The following is a 17,069-nucleotide window of genomic DNA, read 5'->3' as shown; positions in this document are numbered from 1 at the left end:
TCAGCTCCCTGTGCTGCGGTAGGACCGCAGGCCGGCCCGCCACGCCACGCCGGCCAGCGCGCAGCACAGCAGGGCGACCAGCGGCGAGGTGAAGTCCACCCAGCGCGGCAGACCCAGCGGATCGGGCTCGCCCAGGACGTCCAGGGCGGGCAGCCAGTTGACGAAGGCCAGCGGCACCACGAAGGTCACGCCGCGCACCAGCTCGTGCGCGAACACCGTCGGCGGGTACTGCAGCATCGTGTTGCCCCCGTACGTCACGGAGTTCTGCACCTCCGAGGCGTCGCCCGCGCGGAACTGGAAGGCGCCGCCGGCCACGAAGACCGCGCCGAAGATCACCGCGCCCGACGCCAGCATCACCGGCAGCAGCAGCACCCTGGCCGGCGTCCACGCCACGTCCACCCGGGCCAGCGCCCAGCCCAGCACCAGCAGGCCCTGCGTGACCCGGCCGAGGCGGCGCAGCGCGAACCGGTCCGCGGCCACCTGCACCAGCACCGGCGCCGGCCGCAGCAGCAGCGCGTCCAGCGTGCCGTCGCGCACCCGCCGGCCGAGCCGGTCCATCGACCCCATCACCAGGTCGGCGACGCCGAAGGCGGTGCTCGTCGTCCCGTACAGGAACGCCACCTCCGGCAGCGTGAAGCCGCCCAGCACGGTGATCCGGGAGAACATCAGCAGGATCGTCACGAAGTCCAGGGCGGTGCCGGTGAAGTTGCCGAGCGCCGTCAGCAGGAACGACGCCCGGTACGCCATAGTGGACCGCACCCACATCGCGACGATCAGCCCGTACACGCGCAAGCTCTCGCGCACCCCGCCGGCCTCGTCCGCCGGCCGCCGCTCGCCGGCCGGCGCGGCCGGGCCGTCCTCCCACGCGTCGCAGCCCAGCTCAGCCACCCTGGACCACCACCCGGCGGGTCGCCACCGACTGCAGGGCGCGGCCCGCGGCCAGCAGCGCCAGCGCCCACCCCGCCTGGAAGGCGAGCGCGCCGGCCGCGCCCGCGCCCTGGTGGCGGCCCATCAGCACGTCGGCCGGCACCTGGAGCACCGCGGACCACGGCAGCGCCCTGGACACCGTGCCGAGCGCGCCGGGGAAGACGTTCAGCGGCAGCAGCATGCCGGAGAAGAACAGCCCGGCCAGCCACGCCATCTGGTTCACGCCCGCGCCGTCCAGCAGCCAGAACGCGGTCAGCGCCACCAGGAACCGGATCGCGAAGCTGACCAGCGCGCCCAGCGTCACCGAGACCAGGAAGAGCGCCCACGCCGCCGCCGAGACGGGCAGCGCCAGGTCGAAGACCAGCGCGCCGCACACCATCGGCAGCACCCCGCGCCCCAGCAGGTGGAAGGCGGCCCTGCCGAGGTCCGCCGAGAGCCACCAGCCCTGCAGGTCGGCCGGCCGGTAGAGGTCGACCGCGATGTCGCCCGACCTGATCCGCTCGATCAGCTCGTCCTCGAAGCCGCCGCCCATCAGCGCCATCGTCATCAGCAGCGCCTGCCCGACCCACACGAAGGTCAGCGCCTGCGGCTCGGTGTAGCCGCCCAGGTGCGGGCGCTGCTCCCACAGCGCGATGTAGGTGTAGGAGACGATCAGCCCGAAGACCGTGTTGGTGAACACCCCTGCCGCCGTCGCCGTGCGGTACGTCGCGTAGCGCCGGAAACCGCGCACCGCGACCGCCGCGTAGAAGCCGCCCATCGTCCCCGCAGCACCTCCTGGAACCCCGCCGGGGCCGGCCCGACCGCCCGGCACACAAGCCCGCGAGCCTAGTGCGGCCCGCCCGGCCGGTGCCACGGGTTTTCCGCCGGACGGCTGACCCATGGCGGCCTTCGGCCTGTCACAGCCCTGTCACGGATGCGTGCCGCTGATCCGCGGCGGGCAGATGATGCGACAGTGTGGAGCGGACGCCTACGTGGGTGTACGGGAGCGTACGTAACGATTCGTCCATCATGTGCCGGCGCGGGCCAACCACGGCGGCGGCCGAGGAGTCCCAGTAGACATGAGTGAAGCGTCGAGCCGGCGGGGCCGGACCGGGTGGCGGCGGCTGCTGCCGTCCTGGCGGCTCCTCACCGGCGGCATCCTGACCGTCCTGGCGCTGCTCGTCGGCGCCTTCTTCGTCGGCTACGCCCTGGTCTCCATCCCCGACGCGAACGCGGCCGCGGTCGCCCAGAACAACGTCTACCTCTACGCCGACGGCAAGACCGAGATCACCCGCGACGGCGCGGTCAACCGGCAGAACGTGCCGCTCAGCGGGGTCGCCAGGACCACCAGGTACGCGGTGCTCTCCGCGGAGGACCGGAACTTCTACCACGAGTCGGCGGTCAGCCCCAAGGGCATGGTCCGCGCCGCCTGGAACACCGCCACCGGCAAGGGCCGCCAGTCCGGCTCGACGATCACCCAGCAGTACGTGAAGAACTACTACCTGAACCAGAACCAGACCGCGAAGCGGAAGGTCAAGGAGTTCTTCATCTCGATCAAGCTGGACCGCAACGAGACCAAGGACGAGATCCTCGAGGGCTACCTCAACACCAGCTACTACGGCCGCAACGCCTACGGCATCCAGGCCGCCTCCCAGGCGTACTTCGGCAAGGACGCCGCCGACCTGACCACCGCGCAGGGCGCCTACCTGGCCACGCTGCTGAACGCGCCGAGCGAGTACGACCTGGCCGCCCACCCGGAGAGCGCCGCGGCGGCCCGGGGGCGCTGGAACTACGTGCTCGACGGCATGGTCAAGGAGGGCTGGCTCAGCGCGTCGGAACGCGCCGCCACCCGGTTCCCGGCGATCGGCAAGCCCCGGCCCAGCGCCAGCAAGGCAGGGCAGCGCGGCTACCTCGTCGAGGCCGTCAACCAGTACCTGACCGACCACGACATCGTCGACAGCGACGCGCTGGCCGCCGGCGGCTACCGGATCGTCACCACCATCCAGAAGCCCAAGGAGGACGCCCTCGCCAGGGCAGCCCAGCAGCAGGTCTACGACCGGCGCAGCGACAACAAGGCCGGCCGCGCCGTGCACGCCGGCGGCGTCTCCATCGACCCCGCGACCGGGAACGTGGTCGCCCTCTACGGCGGTGTCGACTACACCAAGCAGTACGTCAGCACCGCCACCAACGAGACCTACCAGCCCGGCTCGACCTTCAAGCCGGTGCTCTTCGCCGCCGCGCTCCAGCACGCCTCCCAGACCCAGGACGGCGACACGATCACCCCGAGCACCCGCTACAGCGGCCGCAACCGCCGCCAGGTGCAGGGCCCCGACGGCCCGGTCGGCTACGCCCCGCCCAACGAGGACGACCACACCTACGGGAACATCACCGTCACCGAGGCCATGGACAAGTCCGTCAACGCGGTCTTCGCCCAGATGGCGCAGGACATCGGCACCTCCCGGGTCATCGACACCGCGCACGACCTCGGGATGCCCGACAAGGTCGACATCCCGCAGACCCCCGCGATGGCGCTCGGCGCCTTCGGGCAGCACAGCGCCAGCCCGCTCGACATGGCCCAGGTCTACGCGACGCTGGCCGCCCACGGCCGGGTGACCCCGTACACGCTGGTGCTCAAGGTCAGCAAGGACGGCGACGACGTCAAGCTGCCGCACCGCGCCTCAGTGCAGTCGGTGCCGCGCACCGCGGTGGACACCACCACCGCGATGCTGCGCACCGTCGTGGACAGCCCGAAGGGCACCGCCGCGGTCGCGCGGAACTCCGGCCGGCCGTCCGCCGCCAAGACCGGCACCGCCGACAGCGACAAGGCCGCCTGGTTCGCCGGCTACACGCCGAAGCTCGCCACCGTGGTCGCGGTCATGGGCATCGACCCGGACAACGGGCACCAGGTGGCCCTGACCGGCGGCATCGGCCCCGGCCGGGTCAACGGCGGCGGCCCGCCGGGACGGGTGTGGGCGCAGTACACCGCCGACGCCCTCAGGGGCACCCCGCCGCACGACTTCGACCTGCGACTGCAGCCCGGCGCGAGCCCGCCCGCGGACACCGAGGAGCCGCCGGACCCGCAGTCCCCGACGACCACCGAGCCGTCCACCACCACCGCCGAGCCGCCGGCCACGACGACCCCGCCGCCCAGCTCCGAGCCGCCGACCTCGCAGCCGCCGGACTCCGAGCCCCCGACGACCCCGCCGCCGACCGGGACGCTCGACCCGCTCGGCGGGCTCACCGGTGGAGGCGACGGCGGCGCGGGCGGCGACGGAGGCACCGGCGGTGGTGGTGGCGGCGACGGGTCGGGCGGGCAGGGCGGCGGCCAGCCCCCGGCGCCCTCGGGCTGAGCCGGTCCGGGGGCCGGCCTGGTCAGGCGGCGGTCAGGCGGACTTCAGCTCCTGGCGCTGCGTGCCGAGCCCCTCGATGCTCAGCTCGACGACGTCGCCGGGACGCAGATACGGCTTCGGGTCCGGCTGCCCGAGCGCGACACCCGCGGGCGTCCCGGTGTTGATCACGTCGCCCGGGTAGAGCGTCATGAACTGGCTGAGGTAGCGCACGACTTCGGCCACCGGGAAGATCTGGTCGGCGGTCGAGCCGTCCTGCTTCAGCTCGCCGTTCACCCACAGCCGCAGCGGCAGCGCCTGCGGGTCGCGGATCTCGTCGGCGGTCACCAGCCAGGGGCCCAGCGGGTTGAACGTCTCGCAGTTCTTGCCCTTGTCCCACTGGCCGCCGCGCTCGATCTGGAAGGCCCGCTCGGAGACGTCGTGCGCGACCGCATAGCCCGCGACGGCGGCCAGCGCCTCATCGTGCGAGGCGGCGTAGCGCAGCTCCCGTCCGATGACCACGGCGAGTTCGACCTCCCAGTCGGTCTTCTCGCTGCCGCGCGGCACCAGCACGGTGTCGTCGGGGCCCACCACCGTGTCGGGGGCCTTCATGAAGACCACCGGCTCGGACGGCGGCTGCGCGCCGGTCTCCGCCGCGTGGTCGTGGTAGTTCAGGCCGATGCAGACGATCTTGCCGATCCTGGCCAGCGGCGGCCCGACCCGCAGCGCCGGGTCCAGCGCGGGCAGCGAGCCGTCCGCCGCGGCCGCGGCGATCCGCTCCAGCCCGGCGGTGTCGGCGAGCAGCGCCCCGTCGATGTCGGCGACGAGACCGCTCAGGTCCCGCAGTACGCCCTCACGGTCCAGCAGGGCCGGGCGCTCCGCCCCGGCGGGTCCGACTCGCAGCAGCTTCACGATGACTCTCCGTCAGGTCTCGATGGTCGTCGATCGTCGTCGATCGTCGTCGATGGGTGCATCCGACGCGGAACGGTCATCGGATGTCTTGTCCGATCCTCCAAGTCCCGGCGTCCGCACGCAACCCCCTGCCCACGCCTCGGACGTACGGCACCGCGCCCGGACCAGGCGCGGGGCCGCACCCGGTCCGTCCCCCGCCGGCGGCCGGCGAGCGGGCCTCAGCCGGTCGCCAGCCGGGACAGCGCGTAGATCACCAGCCCCGCCAGCGCTCCGACCACCGTGCCGTTGATCCGGATGAACTGCAGGTCCCGGCCGACATGCGCCTCGACCTTCCGCGACGTCTGCTCCGCGTCCCAGCCCGCCACCGTCTCGCTGATCAGCGAGGTGATCTCGTCCCGGTACGTCGTCACCAGATACGTCGCCGCCTCCTCCAGCCAGCCGTCCACCTTCTCCTGCAGCCGCCCGTCCGTCGCCAGCCGGCCGCCCAGCGACAGCAGCGACGACCGGGTGCGCAGCCGCAGTTCGCTCTGCTCGTCCTGCGCCGCCGACACCACCATGCCGCGCACCGCGCCCCACGCCGACGCGATCAGCTCCTGCACCTCGCCGCGCGCCAGCAGATCCTTCTTCAGCCGCTCGACCCGGGCCCGGGTGTCAGGATCGGACTGCAACTCCACCGCGAAGTCGCCAAGGAAGCGGTCCACCGCGCCCCGCGCCGGATGCCCCGGCGAGTCCCGCATCTCGGTGACGAAGCGCAGCAGCTCCTTGTAGACCCGCTCGCCGACCTTCCGGTCCACGAACCGCGGCGTCCACCCCGGCGCGCCGCCCTGCACCGCGTCCATCACCGAATCGCCGTGCTCCACCAGCCAGTCGTGCGCCCGCACGCACACCAGGTCCACCATCCGGTGGTGCCCGCCGTCGTCCACCACCCGCTCCAGCAGCCTGCCGAGCCCGGGGCCGACCTCCTGCGCGTCCGCCCGCCGGGTGATCGCCTCGCTCACCACCGCCTGCACGTCGGAGTCCCGCAGCACCGTCAGCACCCCGCGCAGCGCCGCCGCGGCCTGCTCGGTCACCCGGTCGGCGTTGGCCGGCTCACCCAGCCAGCCGCCCAGCCGCGACCCGATGCCCACCGAGCGCAGCCGGGCCCGCACCACCTCGGCGGACAGGAAGTTCTCGCCGACGAAGTCCCCCAGGCTCGCGCCCAGGGCGTCCTTCTTCGTCGGGATGATCGCGGTGTGCGGGATCGGCAGCCCCAGCGGCCGCCGGAACAGCGCGGTGACCGCGAACCAGTCCGCGAGGGCGCCCACCATGCCCGCCTCGGCCGCCGCCGCCACATACCCCGACCAGCCGCCCGCGCCCTCCGCCTGCGCCCACCGGGCGAGCGCGTACACCACCGTCGCGACCAGCAGGAAGCCGGTCGCGATCAGCTTCATCCGCCGCACCCCGCGCTGCCGCTCGGCGTCCGGATCGACCCCGGCCGGGCCGATCGCCGGGCCCACCCCGCCGCCTGCCCCCGCACCGCCCGCGTCGATGCCGCCCGCACTCATGCCGGCCGCGCCCGCGCCGTACCCGCGCGCCGGTCCGCTCGCTCTGCCCGTAGCCATCCGCTCCACCCGCGTATCCTCACCGCCACTGCCACTCTGGGAACGTACGACAGGTTCCCGGCGCCTCCCGGCGCCACACCACCGAGGAGCACGATGACGGCCCAGGACAGCGACGGCGGCCTGCCGGGATACGCCGAGGAGTTCGACGCGCCCGAGGGATACCTGGACTTCGCACGGTACGGACCCCCCTCCCGCGAGGTGCTCGCCGTCACCGCCGCCGCGCTCGCCCGCTCCGCGCGCGCCGACCACGACACCGTCAACGACCTCATGCGCGCCGAGACCCGCGCCCGCGACAGCGCCGCCCGGCTGGCCGGCGCCGACCCCGAGCGGACCGTCCTGCTGCCCAACGCCTCCACCGGCCTCTTCCACGCCGCCTTCGGGATCCCCCGCGGCACCGTGCTGGTCCCCGCGGGCGAGTTCCCCGCCAACCACTACCCCTGGCGGCGCACCGCCGCCCTCGGCCGGGCCCGCGCCCGCAGCCTGCAACCCGACGCCTTCGGCCGGATCACCCCCGACCTGGTCCGCGCCGCACTCACCGACGACGTCGTCGCCCTGTCGCTGAGCGCCGTCGACTTCCGCACCGGCTTCCGCGCCGACCTCGCCGCACTGCGCGAGGTCCTCGGCCCCGACCGGCTCCTCGTCGTCGACGCCATCCAGGGCTTCGGCGTCGCCGACCTGCCCTGGCAGGCCGCCGACGTCCTGGTCACCGGCGGCCAGAAATGGCTGCGCGCCAGCTGGTCCACCGGCTTCGCCGTCCTCAGCGCACGCGCCCTCGACCGCCTCGAACCCGTCCTCACCGGCTGGACCGGCGTCGAGGACGTCGCGCTCTTCGACGACCGCGAACACCCGCCCGCGACCGGCGCGCAGCGCTGGAGCATCACCAACCTCAGCCCGGTGACCGCCGCCGCGCTCGCCGCCGCCCTCGAACTCGTCGAGCGCACCACCGTCACCGCGATCCAGGCGCACATCGCCACCCGGGTGGACCAGCTCGTCGACACCGTGCGCGGCTGCGGCGGCGAGATCCTCTCCCCGACCTCGCATGCCGAGCGCGCCGGCATCGTCTCCTTCACGCTGCCCGGCACCGACCCCGCCACCGTCGCCAAGGCGCTGCACGCCCACGACGTCACGCCGACCGTGCGCGCCACGTCGCTGCGGCTGTCCGCACACGCCTCCACGCCGCTCGCCGCCGTCGACCGCGTCCAGGCCGCCCTGACCTCGCTGCGCTGACCCTTCCCCGCCGACACCGCCCGGCCGCCGCCGGGCCGCCGCCGGAGATAATCGGCCCATGACCCGACGCCTCGTCCTCGCCACCCGCAACGCCCACAAGGTCGGAGAACTGCACGCGATCCTCACCGCTTCAGGACTCGACGTCGAGCTGGTCGGCGCCGACGCCTACCCCGAGATCCCCGACGTCAAGGAGACCGGCGTCACCTTCGCCGAGAACGCGCTGCTCAAGGCGAGGACCCTGGCCGACGCCACCGGACTGCCCGCCGTCGCCGACGACTCCGGCCTCTGCGTCGACGTGCTCGGCGGCGCCCCCGGCATCTTCTCCGCCCGCTGGGCGGGACGCCACGGCGACGACCCCGCCAACCTGCGGCTGCTGCTCGCCCAGATCGCCGACATCGACGACCCCCACCGCGGCGCCCACTTCGCCTGCGCCGCCGCCCTCGCGCTCCCCGGCGGCACCACCCGCGTCACCGAGGGCCGCCTCACCGGAACCCTCCGCCACACCCCCGCCGGCGCGGGCGGCTTCGGCTACGACCCGATCCTGCAGCCCGACACCGACCCCGCCATGGTCCGCGGCCGCACCTGCGCCGAACTCACCGCCGACGAGAAGAACGCGATCAGCCACCGCGGCAAGGCGTTCCGCGCCCTGACCCCGCACATCGCCGAACTCCTCGGCTGAACACCCCCGCACGCCCCACGTGAAAGGCCCGCTCCCCTCGGGGGACGGGCCCGCACGGTGCGGCCGGTGGGACTCGAACCCACATGGGATTTCTCCCACGACATCCTAAGTGTCGCGCTTATGCCAATTCAGCAACGGCCGCAGAACTCACGCCATCGTATCCGCCGCGGCCCCGCCCGTGGGGCCGCCGCCCGACTCCTCGGCGCCCCAGTGCGCGGGACCGCCGCCTCGGCACCACGTCCGCGTCACCGCATGGCAGTTGGGGCAGCGCAGCCGCAGATTCACCAGGCGGTCGTCGCTCCGGTCGCCCGTTGACATGGTCGACCTCCAGCGGCGGCGGGCGGCCGCGCCACGCGGGCGGGGTTCCGCAGGAGGCGCAGACGTCGGCGACGCCCCGCGCGGCCAAAGCCCGTTTGAGCCGGTCGCTCGGTACCCTCCTGGCCGCTTGCGGGTCCTGCCGTACCAGGAGGTCGGCGCGGCTCCCGGTGCGGCGCCCCCGCCGGGCCGCGTCGGCCGCCGCACGCGGAGTGAAGTGCGAGGTGTCGATCCCGAGCCCCCGGACCCGGCGGCTTATGTGGGTGTGGTGGCCGCCGACGACGTCGAGCCCGAGCCGGCGCAGCACCTCGTTCATGCTCGCCGCGCCGGCGACCGCCCGGGTCAGGGCGTCGCGTGTCCAGCGGGTGGCCTCGCGCTCGAAGTGCGACGTGTCGACTCCCAGCAGCCGCATGCGGTCGCGCAGGTACCGCCGCGCGCCCGGGGGCGACACGTCTCCGAGCCTCTCCATCGCCTCGGCGAAGGTCCTGGACGCGTGCGCGGCGGCGGCGAGCCGCTCGCGCGGGTAGGCGCCGGTGGCCACCGCTCCTCCGCTCCCGGTCTGCCGTTCGAGCCCTCGCACGGATCAACGGGCGGCGCCCCGAGCGGTCACGGCGCCCGGCCCGGGGCGGGCGCGGGTCAGACCTTGAGGTCGCGGAGGAGTTTGGCGACGTGGCCGGTGGCGCGGACGTTGTAGAAGGCGTGGGCGACGCGGCCGTCGGGGTCGACGACGAAGGTGGAGCGGATGACGCCGGTGACGGTCTTGCCGTACATCGTCTTCTCGCCGAAGGCGCCGTACGCGGTGAGGACGGAGCGGTCGGGGTCGGAGGCGAGGGTGACCTGGAGGGACTCCTTCTCGCGGAACTTCGCGAGCTTCTCCGGCTTGTCGGGGGAGATCCCGATGACGTCGTAGCCGGCCGCGGCCAGCACGTCGAGGTTGTCGGTGAAGTCGCAGGCCTCCTTGGTGCAGCCGGGGGTGAGGGCGGCCGGGTAGAAGTACACGATGGTGCTGCGGCCGCGGTGGTCGGCCAGGGAGACCGGCTTGCCGTCGGCGTCCTGCAGGGTGAAGTCGGGGGCGGTGTCGCCGGTTGCGAGTCGCTCGGACATGGGAAGGCTCCTGGGGCAAACGGGGTGCCGACGAGGCACGTACCCTGTCATGCTGACAGACTGTCCGAACGCTACCGAATCAGGCGATGGAGGCAGTGCGGTGTCGGAAGGTGCGAGGACGCCCGCTCAGATCGAGGCGGAGATTGCCCGCAGGCGGGAGGATCTCGCGGCGACGCTCGACGAGATCGCGGTACGGGTGCATCCGGTGACGATCGCCCGGGACACCAAGGCCAAGGCCGTCTCCGCGCTGGACCGGACCGTCGGTCAGGCGTATGTCGCGGCGAACCGCGCGGTCAGCCGCGCGCGGGCGCAGTTCGTGACGGAGGACGGCAGACCGCGGCCGGAGCGGATCGTGCCGGCGGCGGTGGCCGTGGCGGTGCTGATCGGTGCGGTGGTCGGTCTCTCGGTGCACCGCCGCCGCCGGTAACGTCGTGGCCGTGAGTTCGAACAGTGAGCACGACAAGCTGCCCATCCGGATGCTGCACGACCGCGTGCTCGTGCGGCAGGACGGCGGCGAGGGGGAGCGCCGCAGCGGCGGCGGCATCCTGATCCCGGCGACCGCCGCCGTCGGGAAGCGGCTGGCCTGGGCCGAGGTCGTCGCGGTCGGCCAGAACGTCCGCACGGTGGAGGTCGGGGACCGGGTGCTGTACGACCCGGAGGACCGCGCGGAGGTCGAGGTGCGGGGGGTGGCGTACGTGCTGATGCGCGAGCGCGACCTGCACGCGGTGGCCGCCGAGCGGTTGCAGGGCACGGACGACTCCACGGGGCTGTACCTGTAGCCCCGCCGGCCCGCCGCCGTGCGCCGCCCGGTCGTCCTTCGGCCGGCGCACGGCCCCGGGCCGCGACGGGCCCCGGGCCGGGCCATGCCTCACGCCGACCAGGACGTGCGGACCTCCTCCAGGAATCGGGTGAGCGCCGCCACGACCAGCGCGTGGTCCTCGGCCTGCGGCAGCCCGGAGACGCCGGCCACGCCGACCACGCCGACCCCGGTGACCCGCAGCGGGAACGCCCCGCCGTGTGCGGCGTACCGGTCCTGGTCGAGCCGGGAGGACGCCTCGAAGGTCGTGCCCTTGGCCCGGAACCGCTCGCCGACCAGCAGCGAGGCGGCGGCGTACCGTTCGACGACGCGCGCCTTGCGCTCCAGCCAGACGTCGTTGTCAGGGGTGGTGCCCTCCATCGCGTAGTGGAAGAGGCACTGGCCGCCGCGCCGGATGTCCACGGTGACCGCGGCCTCCCGTTCGCGCGCGAGGGTGACGAGCAGGCAGCCGAGCCGCCACGCGTCGTCGTGGGTGAACCGGGGCAGGACCAGGGCCTGTTCCTGCGCCGCGAGTTCGTCGAGCAGGGAGCCGCCGCCCGTTGCGGCGCCCTGGGCGCCTTGGGCGGCCGGGCTGCCGGTCGCCGGCGCGGCGTCCCCGGTACGGCCGTCGCCCGCGGCCGGCTGCGCGGCGCTCACAGCGTCACCGCCTGTCCGGTGGCGGCCGAGCGCCGGGCGGCCTCGATGACCTCCAGGGTGGCCGCCGCCTCCAGCGCGGTCACCGGCGGCGCGGTCCCCTCGCGCAGCGCGGACGCCACCGCGGCGTAGAAGGCGGGGTAGTCGCCGGGAAGCGACGGCACCGGCCGTACGGACTCCTCGGCGCCGAGGGTCCCCCACGCGGACTCGGGTTCGACGCCCCACGCGGTGCCGTCGCCCGGCCGCCGTCCCTCGCGCAGTGCGGCCTCCTGCGGGTCGAGGCCGTGCGTGACGTAGCCGGCGGCGCTGCCGAGCACCCGGAAGCGCGGGCCGAGCCGGGCGGTGGTGGCGCTCATCCACAGGTGGGAACGGACCCCGGAGGTGTGGGTGATCGCGACGAAGGAGTCGTCGTCGGCGGCCGCGCCGGGGCGGAGCACGTCGGACTCGGCGTAGACGCCGCGGGCCGGGCCGAAGAGGGTCAGCGCCTGGTCGACGAGGTGGCTGCCGAGGTCGTAGAGCAGGCCGCCGATCTCCGCGGGGTCGCCGGACTCCCGCCAGCCGCCCTTGAGGTGCGGGCGCCAGCGTTCGAAGCGGGACTCGAAGCGGTGCACGTCGCCGAGCGCACCGTCGGCGAGCAGCGCCCGCAGGGTGAGGAAGTCGCTGTCCCAGCGGCGGTTCTGGAAGACCGTCAGCAGCAGCCCGCGGGAGTCGGCGAGCGCGGCCAGCTTGCGGGCCTCCTCCGCGGTCCCGGCCAGCGGCTTGTCGACGACGACGGGCAGGCCCGCCTCCAGTGCGGCGGTGGCCAGCGGCACATGGGTGCGGTTGGGGGAGGCCAGCACGACGAGGTCCGGTGCGGCGCCGGTCCACAGCTCCTCGGCGGTGTCCGCGAAGCGCACCTCGGGGTGTTCGGCGCGGGCCTGGGCGCGCCGCTCCTGGCTGCCGGTGACGATCGTGTCGAGGACCAGGCCGGGCGTGGCCGCGATCAGCGGGGCGTGGAAGAAGGAGCCGGCCGGGCCGTAGCCGACCAGGGCGACGCGCAGAGGCGCGGCGCCGGCCGCGCCGGGTACGGGGGCGGCGGGGGTGTCCGGGGCAGTGCTCATGGCTCCACTTTTGCAACAGTGTTGCCAAAGTGCAAGCGCGCGCGACAATGGCAGCGTGCATCCGTCAGCCTCAGGGGCGAACCTGCCCGTTCTGCGCGGCCACAACGCCGCCCTCGTGCTCGATCTGCTGCGCGCCGCCGCCCGCGCCGACGGCGGCCTCAGCCGCGCCGACCTGGCCGAGCGCACCGGGCTGACCCCGCAGGCGGTCAGCAAGATCACCGCGCGGCTGCGCACCCGGGGCCTGATCGAGGAGTCGGGTCACCGCGCGCCGACCGGCGGCAAGCCCCGCACCGGGCTGCGGCTCGCGGCGGGCGCCCGGCACGCGGTCGGCGTGCACCTCGACGGCGAGCGGCTCACCGCGGTGCTCACCGACCTCGCCGGCCGGCAGGTCGGCGAGCGCACCGCGCCGCTCGACCTGGGCCGGCCGGTCGACGAGGCGCTCGGCGCGGTGGCGGCGGAGATCCGCGCGACCGCCGCGACCGCCTCCGGGCCGGTGATCGGGGCCGGCGTCGGGATACGCGGCCCGCTCGACCACCGCACCGGCGTGCTGCACCGCGTCACCGGCTTCCCGCACTGGGAGGGCTGCCGGCTGCGCGACGAACTCGCCCGCCGGCTGGGTCTGCCGGTCGCCGTCGACAAGAACACGAACGCCGCGGCGCTCGCCGTGCTGGCGGCGGGCCCGGTCCCGGCGGCCGGCCCGGCGGCCGGGACCGGGGTCGAGGCCGGTGCCGGGACCGGGGTCGCGATCGGGGCCCGCGGGGGCGGCGCGACCGTCGGGTCCTTCGCGTACCTGCACCTGGGCACCGGCCTCGGCGCCGGCCTCGTGCTGGACGGGGCGCTGCACCGGGGCGGGCGCACCGGGGCGGGGGAGTTCGGGCACCAGGCGGTCCAGCTGGACGGCCCGCCGTGCAAGTGCGGCAACCGCGGCTGCCTGGAGGCGCTCTGCCTGGCCGCGGTGGCCCGCGGCGACCTGCGGGGCGCGGCCGCGCTGCTCGGCGTCGGCGCCGCGAACCTCGTCGCGCTGCTGGACATCGACCGGGTGGTGCTCGGCGGCCGTACCGTCCAGGCCGACCCCGGCGGCTTCCGCGCCGGCGTCGCCGAGGTGCTCGCCGCACGCGGGCGCCGGGTGCCGGTCGCGGTCGCCCCGCCGCTCGCGGTGGCCGAGGGCGCGGCCCTGCTGGTGCTCGCGCCCTTCTTCACCGCGGCGGCGCTCGGCTGACCGGCCCGCAAGACGCCAGGACCTGCCGCGGTCCGCCCCGGCTACGCTGGGGCAGCGCAGACCGTCCGGCGGCACCAGGAACAGGAGAACGTCCGTGTCGACACGCAAGCCCATCGAGTCGTGGCTCACCGACATGGACGGGGTGCTGATCCACGAAGGCACACCCATCCCCGGCGCCGACGCCTTCCTGAAGGGCCTCAAGGAGTCGGGCAAGCCGTTCCTGGTGCTCACCAACAACTCCATCTACACCCCGCGCGACCTGCACGCCCGGCTGACCCGGATGGGCCTGGACGTACCGGTCGCCAACATCTGGACCTCGGCGCTCGCCACCGCGAAGTTCCTGGACGACCAGCGGCCCGGCGGCACCGCGTACGTGATCGGCGAGGCCGGCCTGACCACCGCGCTGCACGACGTGGGCTACGTCCTCACCGACCACGCCCCGGACTACGTGGTGCTCGGCGAGACCCGCACGTACAGCTTCGAGGCGCTGACCAAGGCGATCCGGCTGATCAACGGCGGCGCCCGGTTCATCTGCACCAACCCCGACGAGACCGGGCCGTCCCCCGAGGGCGTGCTGCCCGCCGCGGGGTCGGTCGCCGCGCTGATCACCAAGGCCACCGGCCGGGCCCCGTACTTCGTCGGCAAGCCCAACCCGCTGATGATGCGCGCCGGGCTGAACGCGATCGGCGCGCACTCCGAGAGCAGCGCGATGATCGGCGACCGGATGGACACCGACGTGCTGGCCGGACTGGAGTCGGGCATGGAGACGTTCCTGGTGCTGACCGGGCTGACCACGGTGCCGGACATCGACCGCTACCCGTTCAAGCCGTCGCGGGTCGTGGACTCCATCGCGGACCTGGTCGCCGAGATCTGACCGGCCGCGCCGTCACGCTGCGTCGACGGCCGCTCACCTGGATGGGCCAGTGAACCGCCGCCCGGGGTGCGGGCGGCGGCGGGCACGGGGATGTTCGGAGGACCGGGAGCGGATCGACGCCCCCGGACGAGCGGAGGTCCTCCTGATGACCCGTCTCACACTGCCCGTCGTCGCCGCCGCGTTCGTGGCCGTGACCGCCGTCGGCGGCGTGTCCGCCCCCTGGGCGGTCGCCGACGCGGGGGACACGGGAACGAGCAGTCTGCCGGCCGACCCCTTCGCGGGCGACCCGTCGGGCGCGGCCGGCGCGTCGGACGCGGCCGGCACGCCGGCGGACGGCCTGACCGATTCCGGCACCGGTACGGACGCCGGCACGGGCATCGGCACGGACCCGGCAGCCGGCGGGGCCGCCGACGGCGGCGCGGTCACCGACGGCGGTGCGGCCGTGGACGGCGGCGCGGGCGCGGACACGGCCACCGACCCCGGCGCCACCGCCGCCGGTGGCGGTGGCGGTGGCGGTGCGATGGACGTCAGCCCCACCACGGTCGCCCCCGGCGGCATGGTCAGCCTGCACCTGCAGGCGTCCTGCTCGGCCGGGCACAAGGCGAAGGCCAGCGCGAGCGTCTTCGTGTCCAGCGTGACCCTCGCCCCGGCGAGCGGCGCCACCGGGCTGGAGGGCAGTGCCTTCATCCGGTCCGACGCGGTCGACGGCTCCTACACCGTCTCGGTGCAGTGCGACGGCGAGAGTTCGTCCGCCAGCGCCACCGTCACCGTCACCACCTCGTCGGCGCCGCTCACCCCGACCACGCCGACCTCGCCGCTGAAGCCGGTCCGGCCGGTGCCCGCGGGCGGCGGCGGCACCGCGCAGCTCGCCGCCGGGCCCGTCGCGGCCGGTTCGAGCACCGGCGCGCTGGTGGCCACCGGAGGCTTCGCCGCGATCGCCCTCACCACCGCGGTGGTCCGCCGCCGCAACGCCGCCCGCACCTGCGCCCGCGGCTGAGCCGCGTGCTCGACGGCGCGGCCCCGACACCCCCTGTCCCCTCGCCCCGCGGGCGGGCCTGGGCGGCCGGGGCGGCGGCGCTGCTCCTGCTGACGGCCTGGCTGTCCGGCTCGGGACACGGCTCAGGCGCCGCCCCCGGGCCCGGCGCCGGGCCGCCCGCCGTGTCCGAGGCGGGCGCCGCGCCCGCGCCCGGCACCGGCCGGCCGCCGCTGGCCGCCGCGGCCCCGGTCCGGCTGGACATCGCCTCGCTCGGCATCCACGCGCCGCTCGTGCCGCGCGGCCTGACCGACGGCGCCGTCGACCCGCCGCCGTACAGCACCCCAGGCACCGCCGGCTGGTACCGCGGCGGGCCGTCCCCGGGCGCCGCCGGCACCGCGCTGATCGTGGGCCACGTCGACACCGAGACCGGCCCGGCCGTTTTCTACCCGCTCAGCACCGTGCGGCCCGGCGCCCGGGTCGAGGTGACCCGCGCGGACGGCACGGTCGCCGAGTTCGCCGTCCTGGCGGTCGACACCGTCGAGAAGGCGCACTTCGACCCCGCCCGCGTCTACGGCTCCCCGACCGGCCCCCCCGAACTGCGCCTCGTCACCTGCGGCGGCGTCTTCGACCGCACCACCCGCGCCTACACCGCCAACATCGTCGTGCGCGCCGCCCTCACCGGCAGCCACCGGGCCTGACGGCACCCGCCGGTAGGGTGTGGAGTGTCGGTTCCGCCTGTGCTGCCACAAGGACGGAGCGGTTCCGTGACGGTCATCGAGGACCGGCCTCAGATGGAGGCCGAGGGTTTCGAGCGGATCGCCGCTGCCGCCGAACGAGAAGACGTACGCCTGGAGTTCATCCACGGAGAACTCGGGGTCAAGGCAGTGCCGGACGGGGACCACGACGAGATCATCATCTGGGTCATGGAGCACTGCATGCAGCAGCGACCCGATCTGCGGCTGTATTCGGAGCGGGGCCTGGAGGTCGAGACGTACCGGACCGGGCACGCCAGGCCGGACGGGACGCTCGCACCCAGGCACACGTTCTCCGCGCAGGGCGAATGGGCGTCGGCCGACCAGGTGCTGATGGTCGTCGAGGTGACCTCGTACGACTTCGACACCGACACCGACAAGCGGGACCGTGACGAGAAGCCGCGGGCCTACGCCGAGACGGGCATTCCGGTGTACCTGCTGGTCGACCGCACCCTGGGCGAGGTCGTGGTGCACAGCTCGCCGGAGAGCCGCGGCGTGTACGCCCACCTGGACCGGTACGCCTTCGGTGCGGAGGTCCGGGTGCCGGAGCCCGTCGGCGTCGTGCTCGACACGGAGCCGCTCAAGGGCTGGGTGCGCTGAACCGCGCGGTGGGCTGACGGGTTTCCCG

At 74.7% G+C, this 17,069-nt stretch carries 18 protein-coding genes and 1 tRNA gene; 10 read left to right on the top strand and 9 right to left on the bottom strand.

Annotated features, from left to right (window positions below; translation table 11 throughout):
- A complete protein-coding gene (locus tag V2S66_RS09380; protein ID WP_413966340.1) occupies positions 1-888 on the bottom strand; it encodes an ABC transporter permease in 888 nt (295 codons plus the stop codon).
- A complete protein-coding gene (locus tag V2S66_RS09375; protein ID WP_330794081.1) occupies positions 881-1,684 on the bottom strand; it encodes an ABC transporter permease in 804 nt (267 codons plus the stop codon). Before V2S66_RS09375 ends, V2S66_RS09380 begins: the two co-directional genes overlap by 8 nt.
- 301 nt (positions 1,685-1,985) lie before the next feature.
- On the opposite strand from V2S66_RS09375, the gene V2S66_RS09370 reads away from it, so the two are divergent.
- Complete coding sequence (locus tag V2S66_RS09370) at positions 1,986-4,256, top strand: transglycosylase domain-containing protein (RefSeq protein WP_330794080.1); 2,271 nt, start codon at positions 1,986-1,988, stop codon at positions 4,254-4,256.
- 33 nt (positions 4,257-4,289) lie between these two features.
- Here V2S66_RS09370 and V2S66_RS09365 read toward each other — a convergent pair whose 3' ends face one another.
- A complete protein-coding gene (locus V2S66_RS09365; protein ID WP_330794079.1) occupies positions 4,290-5,144 on the bottom strand; it encodes a fumarylacetoacetate hydrolase family protein in 855 nt (284 codons plus the stop codon).
- Between the two features lie 218 nt (positions 5,145-5,362).
- On the bottom strand, positions 5,363-6,745 hold the full coding sequence (locus tag V2S66_RS09360; RefSeq protein ID WP_330794078.1) for a DUF445 domain-containing protein: 1,383 nt from the start codon (positions 6,743-6,745) through the stop codon (positions 5,363-5,365).
- A 93-nt stretch (positions 6,746-6,838) separates the two neighbouring features.
- Here V2S66_RS09360 and V2S66_RS09355 point away from each other — a divergent pair, with 93 nt between their 5' ends.
- Both V2S66_RS09355 and rdgB read left to right on the top strand, forming a co-directional pair.
- Positions 6,839-7,972 carry an aminotransferase class V-fold PLP-dependent enzyme gene (locus tag V2S66_RS09355; RefSeq protein WP_330794077.1) on the top strand — a complete coding sequence of 378 codons (1,134 nt, stop codon included), beginning with the start codon at positions 6,839-6,841 and terminating at the stop codon, positions 7,970-7,972.
- A 58-nt stretch (positions 7,973-8,030) separates the two neighbouring features.
- Positions 8,031-8,651, top strand: a complete 621-nt coding sequence (gene rdgB / locus V2S66_RS09350) for an RdgB/HAM1 family non-canonical purine NTP pyrophosphatase (RefSeq protein WP_330794076.1) — start codon at positions 8,031-8,033, stop codon at positions 8,649-8,651.
- Between the two features lie 58 nt (positions 8,652-8,709).
- Here rdgB and V2S66_RS09345 read toward each other — a convergent pair.
- The 3 genes from V2S66_RS09345 to bcp form a co-directional block, all read right to left on the bottom strand.
- Positions 8,710-8,793 (bottom strand) — tRNA-Leu (locus V2S66_RS09345).
- Positions 8,770-9,546 carry an HNH endonuclease gene (locus tag V2S66_RS09340; protein ID WP_330794075.1) on the bottom strand — a complete coding sequence of 259 codons (777 nt, stop codon included), beginning with the start codon at positions 9,544-9,546 and terminating at the stop codon, positions 8,770-8,772. The genes V2S66_RS09345 and V2S66_RS09340 overlap by 24 nt, the downstream gene beginning before the upstream one ends.
- Before the next feature lie 56 nt (positions 9,547-9,602).
- Entirely contained in the window at positions 9,603-10,070 is a 468-nt protein-coding gene (gene bcp, locus V2S66_RS09335; protein WP_330794074.1) for a thioredoxin-dependent thiol peroxidase, read from the bottom strand.
- Positions 10,071-10,170: 100 nt separating this feature from the next.
- Between bcp and V2S66_RS09330 the strand changes: the two genes are divergently transcribed.
- Together V2S66_RS09330 and V2S66_RS09325 are read left to right on the top strand one after the other, a co-directional pair.
- Complete coding sequence (locus V2S66_RS09330) at positions 10,171-10,497, top strand: DUF3618 domain-containing protein (RefSeq protein WP_330794073.1); 327 nt, start codon at positions 10,171-10,173, stop codon at positions 10,495-10,497.
- Between the two features lie 49 nt (positions 10,498-10,546).
- Positions 10,547-10,849 (top strand): GroES family chaperonin, encoded by a 303-nt coding sequence (locus V2S66_RS09325; protein ID WP_330794187.1) that lies wholly within the window; start codon positions 10,547-10,549, stop codon positions 10,847-10,849.
- Positions 10,850-10,938: 89 nt separating this feature from the next.
- On the opposite strand, the gene V2S66_RS09320 is transcribed toward V2S66_RS09325, so the two are convergent.
- The gene (locus tag V2S66_RS09320; protein WP_330794186.1) at positions 10,939-11,412 is read right to left on the bottom strand and encodes a heme-degrading domain-containing protein; all 474 of its coding nucleotides are present in this window, start codon (positions 11,410-11,412) and stop codon (positions 10,939-10,941) included.
- 107 nt (positions 11,413-11,519) lie between these two features.
- On the bottom strand, positions 11,520-12,620 hold the full coding sequence (locus tag V2S66_RS09315; protein ID WP_330794072.1) for a Gfo/Idh/MocA family oxidoreductase: 1,101 nt from the start codon (positions 12,618-12,620) through the stop codon (positions 11,520-11,522).
- 55 nt (positions 12,621-12,675) lie between these two features.
- On the opposite strand from V2S66_RS09315, the gene V2S66_RS09310 reads away from it, so the two are divergent.
- The 5 genes from V2S66_RS09310 (at position 12,676) to V2S66_RS09290 (ending at position 17,041) form a co-directional block, all read left to right on the top strand.
- Positions 12,676-13,839 carry an ROK family transcriptional regulator gene (locus V2S66_RS09310; RefSeq protein ID WP_330794071.1) on the top strand — a complete coding sequence of 388 codons (1,164 nt, stop codon included), beginning with the start codon at positions 12,676-12,678 and terminating at the stop codon, positions 13,837-13,839.
- A 94-nt stretch (positions 13,840-13,933) separates the two neighbouring features.
- Positions 13,934-14,713 (top strand): HAD-IIA family hydrolase, encoded by a 780-nt coding sequence (locus V2S66_RS09305; protein ID WP_330794070.1) that lies wholly within the window; start codon positions 13,934-13,936, stop codon positions 14,711-14,713.
- A gap of 145 nt (positions 14,714-14,858) precedes the next feature.
- On the top strand, positions 14,859-15,710 hold the full coding sequence (locus V2S66_RS09300) for a hypothetical protein (RefSeq protein WP_330794069.1): 852 nt from the start codon (positions 14,859-14,861) through the stop codon (positions 15,708-15,710).
- Between the two features lie 5 nt (positions 15,711-15,715).
- Positions 15,716-16,387, top strand: a complete 672-nt coding sequence (locus tag V2S66_RS09295) for a class F sortase (protein WP_330794068.1) — start codon at positions 15,716-15,718, stop codon at positions 16,385-16,387.
- Positions 16,388-16,453: 66 nt separating this feature from the next.
- Positions 16,454-17,041 carry a Uma2 family endonuclease gene (locus V2S66_RS09290; protein ID WP_413966339.1) on the top strand — a complete coding sequence of 196 codons (588 nt, stop codon included), beginning with the start codon at positions 16,454-16,456 and terminating at the stop codon, positions 17,039-17,041.
- The last annotated feature ends 28 nt before the right edge of the window (positions 17,042-17,069 follow it).

This window comes from Actinacidiphila polyblastidii (assembly GCF_036353415.1).
Classification (GTDB): Bacteria; Actinomycetota; Actinomycetes; order Streptomycetales; family Streptomycetaceae; genus Actinacidiphila; species Actinacidiphila polyblastidii.
This window is presented reverse-complemented; position numbering and strand designations above follow the sequence as displayed.

What these genes read in the sequence shown, in the direction of transcription:
- V2S66_RS09375 (WP_330794081.1), bottom strand. Translation starts at nt 1,684, where the DNA reads ATGGGCGGCTTCTACGCGGCGGTCGCGGTGCGCGGTTTCCGGCGCTAC.
- V2S66_RS09370 (WP_330794080.1), top strand. Translation starts at nt 1,986, where the DNA reads ATGAGTGAAGCGTCGAGCCGGCGGGGCCGGACCGGGTGGCGGCGGCTG.
- V2S66_RS09360 (WP_330794078.1), bottom strand. Translation starts at nt 6,745, where the DNA reads ATGGCTACGGGCAGAGCGAGCGGACCGGCGCGCGGGTACGGCGCGGGC.
- V2S66_RS09355 (WP_330794077.1), top strand. Translation starts at nt 6,839, where the DNA reads ATGACGGCCCAGGACAGCGACGGCGGCCTGCCGGGATACGCCGAGGAG.
- rdgB (WP_330794076.1), top strand. Translation starts at nt 8,031, where the DNA reads ATGACCCGACGCCTCGTCCTCGCCACCCGCAACGCCCACAAGGTCGGA.
- bcp (WP_330794074.1), bottom strand. Translation starts at nt 10,070, where the DNA reads ATGTCCGAGCGACTCGCAACCGGCGACACCGCCCCCGACTTCACCCTG.
- V2S66_RS09325 (WP_330794187.1), top strand. Translation starts at nt 10,547, where the DNA reads ATGCTGCACGACCGCGTGCTCGTGCGGCAGGACGGCGGCGAGGGGGAG.
- V2S66_RS09315 (WP_330794072.1), bottom strand. Translation starts at nt 12,620, where the DNA reads ATGAGCACTGCCCCGGACACCCCCGCCGCCCCCGTACCCGGCGCGGCC.
- V2S66_RS09300 (WP_330794069.1), top strand. Translation starts at nt 14,859, where the DNA reads ATGACCCGTCTCACACTGCCCGTCGTCGCCGCCGCGTTCGTGGCCGTG.